We start from the raw sequence: 16382 nt of genomic DNA on the forward strand, positions 1-16382 counted from the left end.
CCGTCCGTCTGCGGCCCCCCGGCGGACGGTGTTCCCTCTGCTCGTGATCTTCGAAGGCCCTTGGCGGCGGTTCGGTTACCGACCGGTTCTCCACCCCGGTGCGCCGGGGTTTTCGCACATGTTCGATCCGGGCCCACGAGCAAACCTGGGCCGAAGTTAGCAGGTTCGGCATTTCCGCCGCAATGTGGTCTCGGCGTGATGATCCCCGCCTCAAGCGGAATCGTATGTTCAGCTTATGTGGCACCCGGGCGTGTGCCATGATGCTCCGGCATGCCTGATTCCGGGGGGTTTCGAGGGGGAGGCCCACGGCTGCCGTCAGGCCGATAAGTGGGTGGGGGGATTCCGCATGGGGACTGCCGTACCGAAAACACGTGCGCGAGACGAGTCCGTAACAAAGCTTTCCGAAGACTCCGAAGGCGCTGCTTCCGTTTCCCGGCCGCGGCCGGGGATTTCGGAGGAGATCGCTCCTCCATACGCGGGAGTGTGTTACAGCGCGATTATATCTGGGTTGCGCCCGTTCTCTTCGCCGGGATCCTGGCACGTCTTCTCGGAATCGGAAATTACCCATTCCCGAATGACGACGAGGGCACCTATCTCGCGCAGGCGTGGGCCGTGCAGCACGGCGAACTCGCGCATTACACCTACTGGTACGACCACCCGCCGGCCGGCTGGATGCAGCTCGCCTCCATGTCCTGGCTGCCCAACTGGCTGCTGCCCGACCTGCCCACGTTCGTGCAGGGCCGTTTCGCCATGCTGCCGGTGGCCGCGGTGTCGATGGTCCTCGTCTTCGTGATCGGCCGGCGCCTCGGCCTGTCCCGCCCCACGGCCGCCGCGGCGATGCTGCTGTACGCGCTGTCACCACTCGCCGTGGTGCTGCACCGGCAGATCTACCTGGACAACTTCGCCGTCCTGTGGGTGCTGGTGTCCATGGCGTTCGCGCTGTCGCCGCGCCGCCATCTGTGGCACCACGCCGCGGCCGGCATGGCGTTCGCCCTGGCCGTGCTCTCCAAGGAGACCATCGCGGTCCTGCTGCCCGTGCTGCTGGTCAGCCTCTGGCAGGGCAGCCACCCCAGCACCCGCAAGTTCTCCTTCGCCGGCTTCGGTTCCGGATTCATCCTCACCGGCCTCTTCTATCCGCTGTACGCCCTGCTCAAGGGCGAGCTGTTCCCCGGCGCCGGACACGTCTCACTGCTCGGCACGCTCAAGTTCCAGCTCGGCGGGCGCGAGGGCAGCGGATCGGCGTTCGCCGACGGCACCGACGCCCACCAGTTGTTCACGGACTGGCTGGACAGGGACCCGTACCTGCTGATCGGCGGCGCCGCGGCAGCCGTCTGCGCGTTCGCGGTACGCCGGCTGCGGCCCGTCGCCTTCGCCGTACTGGTGCTGGCGCTGGTCGCGCTGCGCCCCGGCGGCTATCTGCCGCAGATGTACATCGTGCAGGTCCTGCCGTTCCTGGCGCTCACCGTGGCCGGGCTCGCCCAGGCCCTGGTGACCCGGCTGCCCGGCAGGCCGCACCTGCGCACCACCGCCTCCCTGGCGGCCGTGGCCCTGGCCGCGGTGTTCGCCGCACCGCACTGGTACGAACAGGACCGCGTCGCCATGCGCGCCGACGACAACGGCGTCTACGCGGACGCCGCCCGCTGGCTGCGCGAGACGCCCGTCGGCGACCGCGACCGGGTGCGCATCGTCACCGACGGCGTGCTCTGGCTCGACGCGGTCGACGCCGGCTACCGGCCGGGCACCGGTGTCATCTGGCACTACAAGCTCGACCAGGACCCGGCGGTCACCAAGACGCTGCCGCACGGCTGGAGGGACATCGACTACGTCGTGTCCACCGCGGCCCTGCGCGGCGAACGCGAGCATCTCCCCACCCTGCGGGACCTGTTCGCGCACAGCACGCCGGTCGCCACCTTCGGTGAGGGCGGCGGCCGGATCGACATCCTCCGCATCGAACACGACGAGTGACGCGAGCGACGCACCACCCGTGATGCGGGGGGCTCGTGAACAAGGGGGGAACCACCATGTACGGAGCCCGAAGACACCCAGGGCGGCGGACCCTTCCACCCGGAAGGACACCCCGTCTGCTGCTCACCGCCCTCATGCTGTTCGCCGCCGCCCTCGGGCTCGGCCCACTGGGCGCCCAACCCGCCAACGCCGCCACCAACCTGGTCAGGAATCCCGGCCTGGAGATCCTCGACGGACCGTCCCAGTTCCCCCAGTGCTTCGAGAAGTCGGGCTGGGGAGACAACGACTTCTCCTTCGCCGTCACCGGCGACGCCCACTCCGGCAGCCGTGCCGTACGGATCGAGCTGACCCGGCGCGCCGACGGCGACCGCAAGACGATGATGCTGGAGAACGCCTGCGCCCCGCAGGTCACTCCGGCCCACCAGTACGACCTGTCGTTCTGGTACAGGTCGACGACACCGGACGTGGCCTTCACCCTCTTCCGCCACGACACCGTCCAGGGCTGGGTCTACTGGACCGACCTCAAGACCCTGGCGCAGTCGGCCGCCTGGACCCGCACCGAGGTCCGCACCCCGGTCATCCCGCCGGGCACCGACCGGATCACATGGGGCGGCGCCCTCTACGGTGTCGGCACCCTCACCACCGACGACTACGCCATGACGGACGCCACCGTCCCCGCCGGTCCCGACCCCTGCGTCACGGGCGGCACGGGACCGGAGTGCAGGGGTGAATGGACCGTCCAGACCGCCGAGATGCCCGTCCGGGCCATGCACTCGGTGCTGCTGCACAACGGCAAGGTCCTGCTCATCGCCGGCTCCGGCAACGACCTCGACATGTTCGAGGCGGGAACCTTCAAGACCTCGCTGTACGACCCCGTCACCGGCGGCTACACCGCCGTCCCGACACCGGAGGACTTCTTCTGCGCCGGGCACGTACAGCTCCCGGACGGCCGGGTGCTGGTCGTCGGCGGCAACAAGGACTACGCCGCGCCCGACGGCAGCGTCGGCTACAAGGGGCTGCGCAGCAGCTACGTCTACGACCCCGGCCAGAACAAGTACATCAAGGTCAACGACATGCTGGCGGGCCACTGGTACCCGTCGGCCACCGCGATGGGCAACGGTGACGTCATCTCGCTGGGCGGCCTCGCCGAGGACTCCTCCGGCACGGTCGTCAACGAGCACTTCTCCTACGCCCAGAACAAGTGGCTGCCGCTCGGCGAGGCCAAGCAGGCCTGGTCCTTCTGGGGCCTGTACCCGTCGATGATCCTGCTCCAGGACGGCCGCCTCTTCTACACCGGCAGCCATGTCTTCGGCAACGGTCTGCCCGGCACCGGCGCCTCCGTGTACGACTACGAGGCCGGGACCATCGCCGACGTACCGGGCCTGCGCAAGAAGGACGAGCGGGACCAGTCCATGTCGGTGCTGCTGCCGCCCGCCCAGGACCAGAAGGTCGCCACGATCGGCGGCGGCAACCACACCGTGGCACCCGACGCGCACGGGCTCGTCGACCTGATCGACATGAAGGCCGACTCGCCGCGGTACGTGCCCGGGCCCGACCTGCCGAAGGGCCGCTACCGGGACGGAACCCCGCAGACCGGCGCCCAGGGCAAGGTGTACGTCTCCGCGGTCATCCTCCCGGACGGCAAGGTCCTGGAGACCGGCGGCGCCCTGCACACCTACCGCGAGGACCCCGTCTTCGAGGCGTCGCTGTACGACCCGGCGACCAACACCTTCCAGGCGGGCCTGGCGACCGACCCGGTCCCGCGGACCTACCACTCCTCGTCCCTGCTGCTGCCCGACGGCCGTGTCCTGAGCGTCGGCGACAACCCGGGCGACGGCTCCTTCGACCAGCGGGTGTCCCTCTACAAGCCGCCGTACCTGTTCAAGGGCGACCGCCCGCAGATCACGTCGGTGGCCGGCACCAACTGGACCTACGGCACCGACCAGCGCATCACGGTCGACAAGCCGGTGGTCAAGGCCTCCCTGATCCGCCCGGCGGCCATCACCCACTCCTCCGACCCCAACCAGCGCTATGTCGACCTGCCGATGACGGTCGACGGCAACACCGTCGACCTCAGCCTCACCAGCAACCCCAACCTGGCCCCGCCCGGCTGGTACATGCTGTCGGTCGTCGACGCGAACGGCGTGCCGTCGGTGTCGAAGTGGGTGCGGATCGGCGCGGCCGGCCAGGTCGCGGCGGCCCGGGTCCAGGACTTCGCGGAGGGCCTCCGGGCCGCTCCCGCGAGCGAGACGGCCACGCACTCACCGCACACGCACCGCGCAACCGCTTCCTACATCTTCACGCCACGCTGAGGCACACCTAGGATAGCAAGCGCTTTCTGCGAGCCGTCGGGGCGGATCGGCTCCGAAAGGGCGGTGGTCGAACTTTCGCTGGCCCTCGGGCGGGCCGGAGAGGTGGTTCCCGATGGTCCGCACGGGCAGTGCGAGCATGGCGGCCGGGCCGACCCTTGCGGTCGTGGCCCGCGAGGCGGGGGTCTCCGTGCCCACCGCCTCGAAAGTGGTCAACGGGCGCGAGGATGTGGCTCCCGAGACCCGACGTCGTGTCACCGAGGCCCTGGACCGGCTCGGTTACGTGCGCAGACCCCGCTTCGACCCGGCGAAACCGCCCCGGCTGGTCGATCTCGTCGTGCACTCCCTGGCGAGTTCCTGGACGGGTGCGGTGCTGCACGGCGTGGAGGAGGCGGCGCACGACGCGGGCCTGGACGTGGTCGTGTCGGCCGCCCTCTCCCGTACCCGCGCGGGTCGTCCGCAGCGCGGTTGGCTGGACAAGCTCAGCGCGCGCGGTTCGGCCGGCGTGCTGTTCAACCTGGCCGAACTGACGGAGTCCCAGTACGTGTGGCTGGAGCAGCACCGGATCCCGTACGTGATGATCGACCCGGTGGTGGAGCCGCCGCCGGGTGTCGTGTCGGTGGGCGCGGCGAACTGGCAGGGCGGGGTGACGGCCACCGAACATCTGCTGTCCCTCGGCCACGAACGCATCGCCGTGATCGCCGGAACGCGCCGCAGGATGTGCAGCACCGCCCGCGTGGCCGGCTACCGCTCCGCCCTGGCCTCGGCCGGTCTCGGTCACCGCCCGGAGTACATCCGGCACGGCGGGTTCGACGAGTCCGTGGCCCGTCACCGCATGCGCGAACTGCTCGACCTTCCCCAGCCGCCGACGGCCGTCTTCGTGTGTTCCGACCGCATGGCGCTGGGTGTCTACGAGGCTTTGGAGGAAAGGGGGTTGAGCGTCCCGGACGACATCAGCGTGGTCGGCTTCGACGATCTGCCCGAGTCCCGCTGGGGCACTCCGGCCCTGACGACCGTCCGCCAGCCGCTGGCGGAGATGGCGGCGACGGCTCTCCGTCTGCTGGTGCGGATGATGGACGGGGAGCACCCGGAGGGGACACGCACAGAGCTGTCCACACGGTTGGTGGAGCGCGCGAGCACCGCACCGCCGGCGCGATGACGCACGCGGCGCCGTACGCGCCCTCCCCGTCTGCCTGGCCCGCGACCCGCCCGCCCTTCCCCGGACGCACCGCGTGCGCGGGCAGCGTCAGGCCGACGAGGACATCAGGCGGGCGGAGACGCCGGCGAGCCGCGCGGGTCCCGTCTCGCCGACCGGGTCGCCCACTCCGCCGGGAGTCCGCTCGGTGGCGCGGCCGGTTCGGCGCCGCGCACACCCGGGCCTGCACGAGGCAGGCGGCGACCGGCAGTACGGCGCGCAGAGGGACGCCTAGGGGCGCGGCCGTCGCGTTGTGCCGGCCCGCGTCGGCTTCCGGAACCGCATCCATACGGTTGTACGGTTCCGGCGAGCAAGGACGCCGGCACGGCGAGGAGTTGTCCGGCGACCAGCCCCGTCGGCACGGACGGGCGCAGTTGGTCGGGCCCCTGTCTCGGGGCTTCCGGAGGACAGGGGCCGATGCCTACCGGGAGCAGGCCGAAGGCAAGGGCACGGAGCGGGGTCCCGCCGGTCGGGACGCCACGGGCGAGCCCTCGGTTCACCCCCGGGCGCTCCCCGGCACGGATCGCAGCCGCGCGAGGTTGCCCTCCAGCAGCCGGGTGGCAGTCCCGACGCCGACGCCCCCGGTGTCGTCCGCCTCGGGCAGGCGGCCGTCCGCACGCTTCAGGTCGGTCAGCGCGGAGTGCATCGCCTGGTGCGCGGCGAACAGGCACGGCGTGCTGTAGATCGCGATGTCGACGCCGAGGTCGGTGAGTTCACCGAGGGACAGGCTCGGCGACTTGCCGCCGGCGATCTGGTTGAACAGCAACGGCTTGTCGCCGACGACGTCCCGGATGCGGCGGATCCACTCCACGCTGCGCACCCCGTCGACCAGGACGACGTCCGCGTCGGTTGCCGCGAGCGCCTCGGCCCGGTCCAGGATGTCGGCGTCGTCGGTGGCGTCCGTGCGCGCCACGACGACCATGTCACGGCGGCTGGCGAGGACCATGTCCAGCTTGGTGAGGTAGTCGGCGAGCGGCAGCACCTGCTTGCCGTCGGCGTGCCCGCAGCGGCGGGGCCGCTTCTGGTCCTCCAGGATCACCCCGGACGCCCCGATCCGCTCCAGGCCCTCCACCACATGGCAGGCGACCTCGGGATCGACGTAGCCGTCGTCGATGTCGACCAGCAGGTGGTGTCCCGGGAAGGCGCCCCGCAGCCGCTGGACGAACGCCATCATGTCGGGCCAGGCGATGAAACCGATGTCCGGCAGTCCGTAGTAGGAGGCGGCGAAGCCGAAGCCGGAGACGAACATCGCGTCGTAGTGCTGGGCCGCGATGGACGCCGAGTACATGTCGTACACGCCGATCAGCGGCGTCGTCCCCGGTGCGGCGATCCGCTCGCGCAGCTTGGTCCCGTAAGTCAACGTCCGGCTCCTCCTGCTGTGCCATTACCGGGACAGAGGATCTCCGCGGCCGGGCGCGAGCACCGCGCCCGTGCGGGCCGCACTCACCCCGATGGCGCAAACGGTTCACCGCAGAAACGTCACTTGACGCGTTACCGCACGCGCTGCCGACGAGTTTCTGCACGCCTTACCGCACGCGCTGCCGACGGGTCGCTGCACGCGTTGCCGAGGCCGCTCGCTGAACGCGATCCCGTGGGCGTACACCGAACGCGCCGGGCCTCGCCGCCCCCCTCACGCTTCCACCCCTGCCGCCCACCCGATTCCGCCGCCCAGATGTGCCACGAAGTCGGGATCCCGGTAGGCCTCGGAGGAGTGGCCGAGAGCGGTGTAGAAGACCCGCCCGGCGCCCTGTTCGCGGCACCAGACGAGCGGGTGGTCCGGGCCCATCCGTCCGCCGTCGTAGGAGGACTCGTCGGCGGTGACCAGCACCCGGACACGGCCTCGTCCCTCGTCCTGGCCTGCACCTTCGCCCTGGCCCTGGCCTCGGCCTCGGGGGTTGGTGCGGAAGTCGTACCACTCGTCGGTGAAGTCCCAGACGGCCGGCAGGTGGCGGGTCGCGGGGTGGTCGCGGTCCTCGACGAGTGCCTTGCCGGGCTGGAGGGCGGGGTGGCGGGCGAAGCGGGCGCCGAGGAGTTCGCCGTAGTACGGCCAGTCGTACTCGGTGCAGGCCGCCGCGTGCACGCCGACGAAGCCGCCGCCCGAGTCGACGTACCGGGCCAGCCGTTCCCGCCCGGCCGGGGTCAGCACCTCGCCGCTGGTCGAGAGGAAGACCACCGCCGCGTATCCGTCCAGCGGGGCTTCCAGAGCCGACGGGTCCTCGGTGTGGTCGACGGCGTACTCCCCCAGTGCGCGTACGGCGGTGACGGCGTCCGGGATGGAGTCGTGTCGGTAGTCGGTGGTGCGGGTGTACACGAGCAGACGTGCGGTCATGTCACCCGACTTTATGCGGGCAGGGGTGGACGTCCCAGGGAAACGGTTGCGGAGAGGGTTTCGGGGCGCACGGCGCGGGGCGGGGCGGGTGGACGGCCGCCACCGCGCGCAACCGGTTCCGGCGCCGGCGCCTTTCCCGGCGCCTTTCCGTGGCGGTTGTCTCAGCCGCCCGCGTCGACGTCGTTGTCAGGAGCTCCGTCGCCGACCGGTGGCAGGTCGCCGCGCTCCACCGGCTCACCGCCGGCCGGTGCGGACGGCAGGAGGGTGTCGAGTTCGTCGGAGGACGGGCGGTGCAGGTGGTCGGCGGCCTCACGCAGGACGTCGCGGGGTACGTTCGTGCCGCCGACGCGGATGACGAAATCCTTCTTCGGGACGGCGTACTCCGCCCACTGCCCGGAACTGCGGTACCAGGCGTCGCCGTCGCGAGCGCAGGTGACGGGTGTCGCGGAGGGCTCGGCACCGGATGCCCGCTCGCAGGTGGCGGCCGTCATCGTGCCCCGGCCGACGGTGAGTTGGACCTGCGTCCCCTTCTGCTGGGAGACGTAGGTGGCGGAGAAGCCGTCACCGCCGTACACGCCGACGGACTGCTGGGCGAGGCTGTGGCCGGGGGCGTCGGTGGCGTACACCAGCTCCGGGGCGATACCCAACGCGCGGGCCCGGGAGGCCAGTTCGGTAGGGTCGGCCTCGTCGGCCCGCTCGCTGCCGCAGGCGGTGAGCAGCACGGGCCCCAGCAGCAGCGCGGGCAGCAGGCGTACGGTACGCATCATGCGGCCATCCTGCCGCACAGGTGTTCCACAGTCGCGGTGATTTCGAGGCCGTACGCATGGTCTCGGGCGGGATGAAGACCATTCCCCCCTGCTGGAGCTGACGGCCTCCGCCCCGGACCCCGGCGAGGTCCGCGCCCTGCTGACCACGCTCGGCACCGGCCTCGCGGTCTCCGAGGGCCCGGCGGGCTTCTCGTACACGCTGGACACGCCGAACGGCCCGGTCGCCTTCTGCTGATGGGCGAGCCGGACGGACCGAGCGCACGGACTGAACTCAAGGACCAAGCTCACGGACCGGCCGCACGGACCGCACGGAGGGACGAACCTGCCAGACCTGACGGGCAAGCCTGGAGCGAGAGCGTGCGTGTCCGTTTTCTTCAAGACCCCTCGGGCGGCCCTGCCTACGGTGGCCGTATGAGTCCACGATTCGATGCCATCGGCCTGGTCGTCTCCGACATGGCCGCCTCCGTCGCCTTCTACCGTCGGCTCGGCTTCGCGTTCCCCGAGGGCGCCGAGCGGGAGCCGCACGCCGAGGCCGCTCTGCCGGGCGGGCTGCGGCTGTTGCTGGACACCGAGGAAACCGTCCGGTCCTTCCATCCCGACTGGCAGGCCCCTTCCGCGGGCGGCCGGCACTCCCTCGCGCTGCGCTGCGACGATCCGGCCGAGGTCGACGCGGTGTACGCGGAGCTGGTGGGCGCCGGGTACACCGGCGAGTTGAAGCCATGGGACGCCTTCTGGGGACAGCGGTACGCCGTCGTGCAGGACCCGGACGGCAACGGAGTCGACCTGTTCGCCCCCCTGGCCCATCTCTGACCCATCCCTGGCTGATTCCTGGCCCGTGCCCTAGTCCATGCTCCCTGCCCGTGTCCCCCTCTCCCCTATCCCCTGCCCTCTGACCGCTCGCCCCTAGCCCAGCAGCTCCGTCAGCGTCATCCCGCTCAACTCCCGCACGTCCCGGGCCAGATGGGCCTGGTCGGCGTAACCGGCGCGGGCCGCGGTGTCCGCGTAGGGCACGCCCCGACGGGCCAGGGCCAGAGCGCGCTGGAGGCGCAGGATGCGCGCCAGCGTCTTGGGACCGTAGCCGAAGGCGTGCAGCGAACGGCGGTGCAACTGGCGCGGTCCGAGGCCGAGTCGGTCTGCTGTCGCGGCGATCGGGCGGCCCGTCGCGAGGGCGGTCACCAGGCGGCGCAGCTCGGGGTCGGGTGGGGCCGCTCGCTCCAGCGCCAGTTCCTCCAGCGCGGTCGCCGGGTGCTTCGCGGCCTCGACCCCGGCGCGCAGGCGTCGTACCTCAGCGGCGGGCCACAGATCGGACAACGCGACTCGCTGGTCGCGCAGTTCATGGGCGGGCACGCCCAGGAGGGCGGGCGCGGTGCCGGGGTAGAGGCGCAGTCCCGCCCAGGCCGCGGTCGGGCCGTCAGGGATGTACGCCCTGGTGTCGGGTCCGGCGACGAGCAGCCTGTCCTCGTTCCACAGCAGGTCCATGCAGCCGTCTGGCAGCACCGGACGTGGGACGCCGCCCGTCGGGGTGTTGGTCCACACCACCGCACCGGCGAGCCGGGAGGGCCGTTCCTCGTACACGGGCCCAGGCTACGCGCCGCCCACCACCGGGAGACCGGCCCCCACCCGGCCCCGATGTTCCTGAGGGCTCACCCCGTACACCCGCTTGAACGCGCTGGACAGGGCGAAGGCGCTGCCGTAACCGACCTGGCGGGCGATCGCGCCGATCGTCTCGTCGGTGTCCCTCAGCAGGTCGGCGGCGAGGGCGAGGCGCCAGCCGGTGAGGTGGGTCATCGGGGGTTCGCCCACCAGCTCGGTGAAGCGGCGGGCCAGGCCGGCCCGGGAGACGCCCGCCTTCACGGCCAGGGACGCGACCGTCCAGGGGTGGGCCGGGTCGTCCTGGACGAGGCGCAGCACCCGGCCCACGACGGGGTCGGCCATGGCCCGGTACCAGGCGGGCGCCTCCGCCTCCGGCCGGGAGAACCAGGCCCGCAGCGCGGCGATGACCAGCAGGTCCAGCAGCCGGTCCAGCACGACCTCCTGGCCCGGCTCGTCGCGGCCGATCTCCTCCATGAGCAGCGGGGTGAGCGGGCACCGCCACACGTCGGACGTGAGGGACAGCAGGGGCGGCAGCGCGTCCAGCAGCCGGCCGCTGATCTCGCCGTCCATCATGTACGTCCCGATCAGCACCAGCGTGGAGCCGTCGAGGCGGTCGCCCCAGGCGCGCACGCCCAGGTCCATGGAGCCGTTCAGCGCCCGCCCGTCGGGGTAGGCGCACTGCCCCTCGGGGAGGATCAGCGCCTGCGGGACCGTGGCGGGGTCGTCGGCGCAGGTGTAGTGGCCGGGTCCGCGGGCGATGGCGAGGTCACCCGCCGTGAGCCGGACCCGCTCGCCCTCGTCGGGCACGACCCAGCCCTCGCCGCGCACCATGAGCATCACCGTGAGCGGGGCCCGGTCCTCGACCCGTACCGCCCACGGCGGGTCGAAGCAGGCGCGGATCATGAGGGCGCCACGCGCGCGCGGGCCCTCCAACAGGCCGGCGAGGGGGTCGCCCCGCGTGAGCCCGTTCGAGCGTGGGTGAGCGTCCATGCGGCCAGCGTAGACGCGCGCTTATGGGAATGAGCCGTTCAGCGATGGGCCCGTGCGCCGTACGGCAGTTGACTGATGCCATGACACAGGACGCGGCCGAGAACACGACGACGAACCCGACCACGACCCCGGGCACGGCCTCGGGCCCGGCGACGAACACGTCGCACACATCGAGCACGTCGGACACGCCGGACACGCCGGACACGCCGGACGCCTCGAACATGACGGACGCCTCGAACACGACGGTGGTGGTGACCGGGGCGACCGGTCGTACGGGCGGACGCGTGGCGCTGGCCGCGCGGGCGGCCGGGCTGAAGGTGCGGGCGGCCTCACGGGCAACCGGTTTCGACTGGCGGGACCGGTCGACGTGGGCGGAGACGCTGCGCGGCGCGGATGCGGCTTACCTCGCGTTCCCGACGGACGTCGGCTCGCCTGAGGCGACCAGGGCGATCGGGGAGATCTCGCGGGAGGCGGTTGCCCTCGGAGTGCGGCGGCTGGTGCTGCTCTCCGCTCGTGGTGAGAAGCGGGCGCGACCGACCGAGGAGGCGCTGCGGGAGTCGGGCGCCGACTGGACGGTCGTGCAGGCCTCGTGGTTCGCACAGAACTTCAGCGAGGGTCCGCTGGTGGAGGAGCTGCGGCTGAGCGGCGGGCTGGTGTTCCCGGCCGCCGAGGGGGTGCGGGAGCCCTTCATCGACGTACGGGACATCGCGGATGTGGTCGTGGCGGCGCTGACCTCGGGGGACCGGTATGTGCGGCGGGAGATCGACGTGACCGGGCCGCGGCTGGTGGCGTGGGGCGAGGCGGTCGCTGAGATCGCCGCGGCGAGCGGGCGGGAGCTGTCGTACCGGACCGTGTCGGCGTCGGAGTACCGGGAGCACCTGGTCGTGTTCGGGGTGCCGGGCGAGGAGGCCGACTTCCTGGTCGAGCTGTTCGAGGAGCTGCTCGACGGACACAACGCGCAGCTCACGGACGGTGTACGGCAGGTCCTGGGCCGGGAGCCGCGCGACTTCGCCGAGTTCGCGAAGGAGGCCGCGGCGGCGGGCACCTGGGCGTGACACCGGCCGCCACAGGTCGAGGCGGCGAAGTTCCGTCAGCACGCATCCGTGCTGGTGGGGGAGTTTCAGAGCAGCTCGTTCGGCGCGTCGGCGTCCGCCACGAGGCTTCGTCGGATGGCGGGTCCGCGGCGGACCGGCTCCAGCGCCTCCTCGGGTCCGCCCGTCGAGACGAGCGTCCCGCCGATGGTGTCGAGGACTATCGCCAGGGCGTCGGCGGCCACCGGGGTGGCCGGGCTCTCCGGCCGGGTCGACGACGGCGAGCGCGTCGCGCAGGACGGAGAGCGCCTCGTCGAGCCGGTACAGACCACGCAGCCGGCCGGCACGCCCGACGAGGCTGCCCACGGCGTCGTGGCCGACCTCGGGCCGCTCGTCGGCTGCCCGGTACGGACGGGAGATCCCCCATGGGCCGCCCGGTACGGACGGGAGACCGCCCATCGGCCGGCCCGGTGTAAACGGGAGGCGGCCAAGGGCTCGCTGCGGACAGCGACTGTCCGGCGCGGACGGCAGCCCGCCAAGAGCTCGCCGCGGACAGCGACTGTCCGGCGCGGGCGGCAGCCCGCCAAGAGCTCGCCGCGGACGGCGACTGTCCGGCGCGGACGCCCCCTGGCGGTACGGCCCTCAGGGCTTGGCGGTGCGGGGCGCGGCCCTCGGCTCCCGGACGGCGTCGACTCCTCGGCACGGGACCGCCACGGCGCCGTCCTGCCCCCGCCGACGTCAGCGACGGCAGTGTCACCAGGCCCGTGTCCCCCCGCGCCCGGTCCCCGACGTGGTGCTCCTCCAGGCGGTCCGGCCGGAGGGCCTCCGGATGCTCACCCCTCGGAGGGCGGGCACTCCTCGCCGCCCCCGCCGCCCTTCGGCGAGATCTTCGCGTGGGTGCGCAGCCGACCCGTGACGTCCTCCGGGGGCAGGAACCGTGACCACCGTTCGGGGAACTCGGAGGGCATGTCGGGGTCGTCGGGGTCCTCGTGGGGGTGGGCGGCGGCCATCCGGGCGACGTACTCGGCGGCCTCCTCCTGCCGCAGCCGCTCGTTGGCGGCGCGGGCGGCGGCCGTCGCGGCGGCCGGCCAGACGCGGTCGATGGCGGCGTTCATGGCGGCGCCGACGAGGACGGCGAACGCCGACACGCCGATCCACAGCAGGACGGCGACGGCGGCGGCGAGGGAGCCGTAGATGGTGGCGCCCTCGACGGTGTTCTCCAGGTAGATGCGCAGCAGGAAGCTGCCGAGCACCCACATGCCGAGGGCGACCAGCGCGCCGGGGACGTCCTCGATCCACGGGGAGCGCACGGGCACCGACACGTGGTAGAGCGTGGTCAGGAAGGCGATCGACAGGACGATCACGACGGGCCAGTACAGGACCTGGACGACCGTCGCCGACCACGGCACGATCCGCACGACGGCGTCGGGTCCGGCGACCATCAGGGGCAGCGCGACCGCGCCGAGCAACAGCGCGGCGACGAACAGCAGGAACGCCACGAGGCGGGTCTTGACGATGCCGCGCATGCCGTCGAGGCCGTACATGACGGTGATCGTGTCGATGAAGACGTTCACCGCACGTGAGCCGGACCAGAGGGCGAACAGGAAACCTATGGAGATGACGTCGGGGCGGCCACCCTTCATCACGTCGTCGAGGATCGGCTGGGCGATCTGTGCGACACCCTTTTCGGACAGGACCGTGCGGGAGGCGTCGAGGAGGGTGGCCTCCAGGCTGCTGATCGTGTCGGTGCCGGTCCAGTCGTCGACGTAACCGAGCAGGCCGATGAGGCTCAGCAGCAGCGGCGGCACGGACAGCAGCGTGAAGAAGGCGGCCTCGGCGGCGAGGCCGAGGATGCGGTACTCGATGCAGGAGTTGACGGTGTCCTTGACCAGCAGCCAGGCGGTCCTGCGCTTGGAGACGTTCCGGTAGAGGGCACGCGCCCGATGGAGACGCCCGGTGGGTGCCTCGGGTTGCTCGGGTGACTGACTTGCTGGCTGCACGCCCTAAAGGTATCCGCCGTACGCGACTGCACTCACCTCCGGTGGTGGGCTGTCAGCGCCTGCCGGGCACCACGTGCCGCACACCGCTCGGCCGGTGCCACGCGGCACGTCCCGCACGGCGGGTGCCACGGCACGCGCGACGGCACGCGCCACCGCCGTCGGCACGCGGGACGGCACGCGCCACGGCCCTCGGCACGCGGGACGGCACCCCGCCACGGCCCTCGGCAGGCGGGCGTGCCTGCGGCACCGGACGGCGCGTTCTGCGCTCCCCCGGCCATGAGCGGCGTGGCCGGGGGTACGTTCGCGGTATGGCAGGCAGTACGCACACCGTGACCAACCAGCCCCCGCCGCTCCTCGGGTACGACGTCTACGGCACCGACCAGGCCCTGGTGGCCGCGGTGGAGCGCCACCTCGATCCGGAGCTGCTCGACGAGGCCCACGGCGAGCTGTCGGCGCTGGGCCGGGCCGCCGGGTCGGCACAGCTCCAGGAGTGGGCGGTGCAGGCGAACGAGAATCCGCCCAGACTGCGAACACACGACCGCTACGGGCACCGGGTCGACGAGGTCGACTTCCATCCGGCGTGGCACCGGTTGCTGGGCAAGGGGGTCGGCGCGGGACTGACCGCGGCCTGGACCCGGCCCGGCGGACATGTGCGGCGGGCTGCGGGCTTCCTGGTGTGGACACAGGTGGAGGCGGGGAACGGCTGTCCGCTGTCGATGACGCACGCGGCCGTGCCCGCGCTGCGCGCCGACCCGGAGCTGGCCGCCGAGTGGGTGCCGCGGCTGACGTCCATGATCTACGAACGGGAGTTGCGGCCTGCCGGGCAGAAGGCGGGGGCGCTGTTCGGGATGGGGATGACGGAGAAGCAGGGTGGCAGCGACGTCCGGGCGAACACGACGTCCGCGCGGCCGTTGGCCGAGGACGGGACGTATGTGCTGACGGGGCACAAGTGGTTCTGTTCGGCGCCGATGTCGGACGGGTTCCTGGTGCTGGCCCAGGCCGCGGAGGGGCTGACCTGCTTCCTGGTGCCGCGGGTCCTGGAGGACGGCACGCGCAACCGGTTTCTGATCCAGCGGCTCAAGGAGAAGCTGGGCAACCGGTCGAACGCCTCCGCCGAGGTGGAGTTCGACGGGACGTGGGCGCGCCGGGTCGGTGAGGAGGGGCGCGGGGTGCGCACGATCATCGACATGGTGGCGGCGACCCGGCTCGACTGTGTGCTGGGGTCGGCGGGGCTGATGCGGGCGGCCGTCGCGCAGGCGCTGCACCACTGCGCCTACCGGGAGGCGTTCGGCGGGAAACTTCTCGACAAGCCGTTGATGCGCAATGTGCTGGCCGATCTCGCGCTGGAGTCGGAGGCGGCGACGGTTCTCGGCCTGCGGCTCGCGCGGCCTGCGACGACGGCGGTGAGCAGGAGCGGGCGCTGCTGCGGATCGCGGTGCCGGCCGCCAAGTACTGGGTGACCAAGCGCTGTGCGCCGGTGACGGTGGAGGCGGCGGAGTGCCTGGGCGGCAACGGTTACGTGGAGGAGTCGGGGATGCCCCGGCTGGTGCGCGAGTCGCCGCTGAACTCGATCTGGGAGGGAGCGGGAAACGTCCAGGCGCTGGACGTGCTGCGGGCGCTGCGGCGGGAGCCGTCGGCGCTGCACGCGTTCCTCCAGGAGGTGGGTCGGGCGCGCGGCGCCGATCACCGGCTGGACGCGGCGATCAAGGACCTGCTGACCGAACTGGCCGATCTCGGCGGTGCGGAGGGGCGGGCGCGGCGGATCGCGGAGCGGTTCGCGCTGGTGTTGCAGGGGTCGCTGCTCGTTCGGTTCGCGCCGCCGGAGGTGGCCGACGCGTTCTGTGCCTCGCGGCTGGGCGGCGACAGTGGCGGCGCCTTCGGCACGCTGCCCCACACCCTGGATCTCCGGGCGCTCGTGGAGCGGGCTCGGCCGCTGGGGTGACCTGCGGAGGAGCAGGAGCGGGGGTGGTGCTGCGCCGACACGGCACCACCCCCGCGGCCATGGCCCTGCGAGGCCGGAAACGCCGCTCGGGACGGCGTGCCACAAGTTTCGGACAGCTCGTGAATGTTGACCAGGGTTGCAGGGGGTTGCAACGTGGGGGGGCCGGGTGAGCGGAGTGTGCCCCTCCGGCACCGGTGGACGGCAGTATGGGACCCGCAGCAAGACCGGAAACAGTCGGCGAAGCCGCTTGACATCCGGTCC

The 16382-nt window shown here is 72.1% G+C and carries 12 protein-coding genes and 1 pseudogene; 6 read left to right on the forward strand and 7 right to left on the reverse strand.

Annotation, left to right across the window (positions count from 1 at the left end):
- Positions 1 to 612: 612 nt before the first annotated feature.
- The 3 genes from BM536_RS26370 (at position 613) to BM536_RS26380 (ending at position 5433) form a co-directional block, all read left to right on the forward strand.
- Positions 613 to 1965, forward strand: a complete 1353-nt coding sequence (locus BM536_RS26370) for a glycosyltransferase family 39 protein (protein WP_073493248.1) — start codon at positions 613 to 615, stop codon at positions 1963 to 1965.
- Positions 1966 to 2099: 134 nt separating this feature from the next.
- Positions 2100 to 4277 carry a galactose oxidase early set domain-containing protein gene (locus BM536_RS26375; protein ID WP_094103596.1) on the forward strand — a complete coding sequence of 726 codons (2178 nt, stop codon included), beginning with the start codon at positions 2100 to 2102 and terminating at the stop codon, positions 4275 to 4277.
- 112 nt (positions 4278 to 4389) lie between these two features.
- Positions 4390 to 5433 carry a LacI family DNA-binding transcriptional regulator gene (locus BM536_RS26380; RefSeq protein ID WP_073492548.1) on the forward strand — a complete coding sequence of 348 codons (1044 nt, stop codon included), beginning with the start codon at positions 4390 to 4392 and terminating at the stop codon, positions 5431 to 5433.
- 532 nt (positions 5434 to 5965) lie between these two features.
- On the opposite strand, the gene BM536_RS26385 is transcribed toward BM536_RS26380, so the two are convergent.
- From BM536_RS26385 to BM536_RS26395, 3 genes are all read right to left on the reverse strand, one after another.
- Entirely contained in the window at positions 5966 to 6829 is an 864-nt protein-coding gene (locus BM536_RS26385) for an isocitrate lyase/PEP mutase family protein (RefSeq protein WP_073492545.1), read from the reverse strand.
- 270 nt (positions 6830 to 7099) lie between these two features.
- Positions 7100 to 7798 (reverse strand): ThuA domain-containing protein, encoded by a 699-nt coding sequence (locus tag BM536_RS26390; RefSeq protein ID WP_073492543.1) that lies wholly within the window; start codon positions 7796 to 7798, stop codon positions 7100 to 7102.
- A gap of 161 nt (positions 7799 to 7959) precedes the next feature.
- Positions 7960 to 8565 (reverse strand): hypothetical protein, encoded by a 606-nt coding sequence (locus BM536_RS26395; RefSeq protein ID WP_073492541.1) that lies wholly within the window; start codon positions 8563 to 8565, stop codon positions 7960 to 7962.
- Positions 8566 to 8976: 411 nt separating this feature from the next.
- Between BM536_RS26395 and BM536_RS26405 the strand changes: the two genes are divergently transcribed.
- The gene (locus BM536_RS26405; RefSeq protein WP_079274958.1) at positions 8977 to 9375 is read left to right on the forward strand and encodes a VOC family protein; all 399 of its coding nucleotides are present in this window, start codon (positions 8977 to 8979) and stop codon (positions 9373 to 9375) included.
- A 93-nt stretch (positions 9376 to 9468) separates the two neighbouring features.
- On the opposite strand, the gene BM536_RS26410 is transcribed toward BM536_RS26405, so the two are convergent.
- Together BM536_RS26410 and BM536_RS26415 are read right to left on the reverse strand one after the other, a co-directional pair.
- Positions 9469 to 10140 (reverse strand): helix-turn-helix transcriptional regulator, encoded by a 672-nt coding sequence (locus BM536_RS26410; protein ID WP_094103597.1) that lies wholly within the window; start codon positions 10138 to 10140, stop codon positions 9469 to 9471.
- 9 nt (positions 10141 to 10149) lie between these two features.
- Entirely contained in the window at positions 10150 to 11148 is a 999-nt protein-coding gene (locus BM536_RS26415) for an AraC family transcriptional regulator (protein WP_073492537.1), read from the reverse strand.
- A gap of 221 nt (positions 11149 to 11369) precedes the next feature.
- Between BM536_RS26415 and BM536_RS26420 the strand changes: the two genes are divergently transcribed.
- Positions 11370 to 12203: a Rossmann-fold NAD(P)-binding domain-containing protein gene (locus BM536_RS26420; protein WP_073492552.1), complete on the forward strand. Its 834-nt coding sequence runs from the start codon at positions 11370 to 11372 to the stop codon at positions 12201 to 12203.
- Positions 12204 to 12268: 65 nt separating this feature from the next.
- Here the strand turns inward: BM536_RS26420 and BM536_RS40385 are convergent, their stop codons facing one another.
- Entirely contained in the window at positions 12269 to 12526 is a 258-nt protein-coding gene (locus BM536_RS40385; RefSeq protein WP_143650966.1) for a hypothetical protein, read from the reverse strand.
- A gap of 486 nt (positions 12527 to 13012) precedes the next feature.
- Complete coding sequence (locus BM536_RS26425) at positions 13013 to 14179, reverse strand: YihY/virulence factor BrkB family protein (RefSeq protein WP_073492535.1); 1167 nt, start codon at positions 14177 to 14179, stop codon at positions 13013 to 13015.
- A 308-nt stretch (positions 14180 to 14487) separates the two neighbouring features.
- Between BM536_RS26425 and BM536_RS26430 the strand changes: the two are divergent.
- Positions 14488 to 16121: pseudogene (locus BM536_RS26430) on the forward strand (acyl-CoA dehydrogenase family protein).
- Positions 16122 to 16382: the final 261 nt, after the last annotated feature.

Source organism: Streptomyces phaeoluteigriseus (assembly GCF_001896135.2).
Classification (GTDB): Bacteria; Actinomycetota; Actinomycetes; order Streptomycetales; family Streptomycetaceae; genus Streptomyces; species Streptomyces phaeoluteigriseus.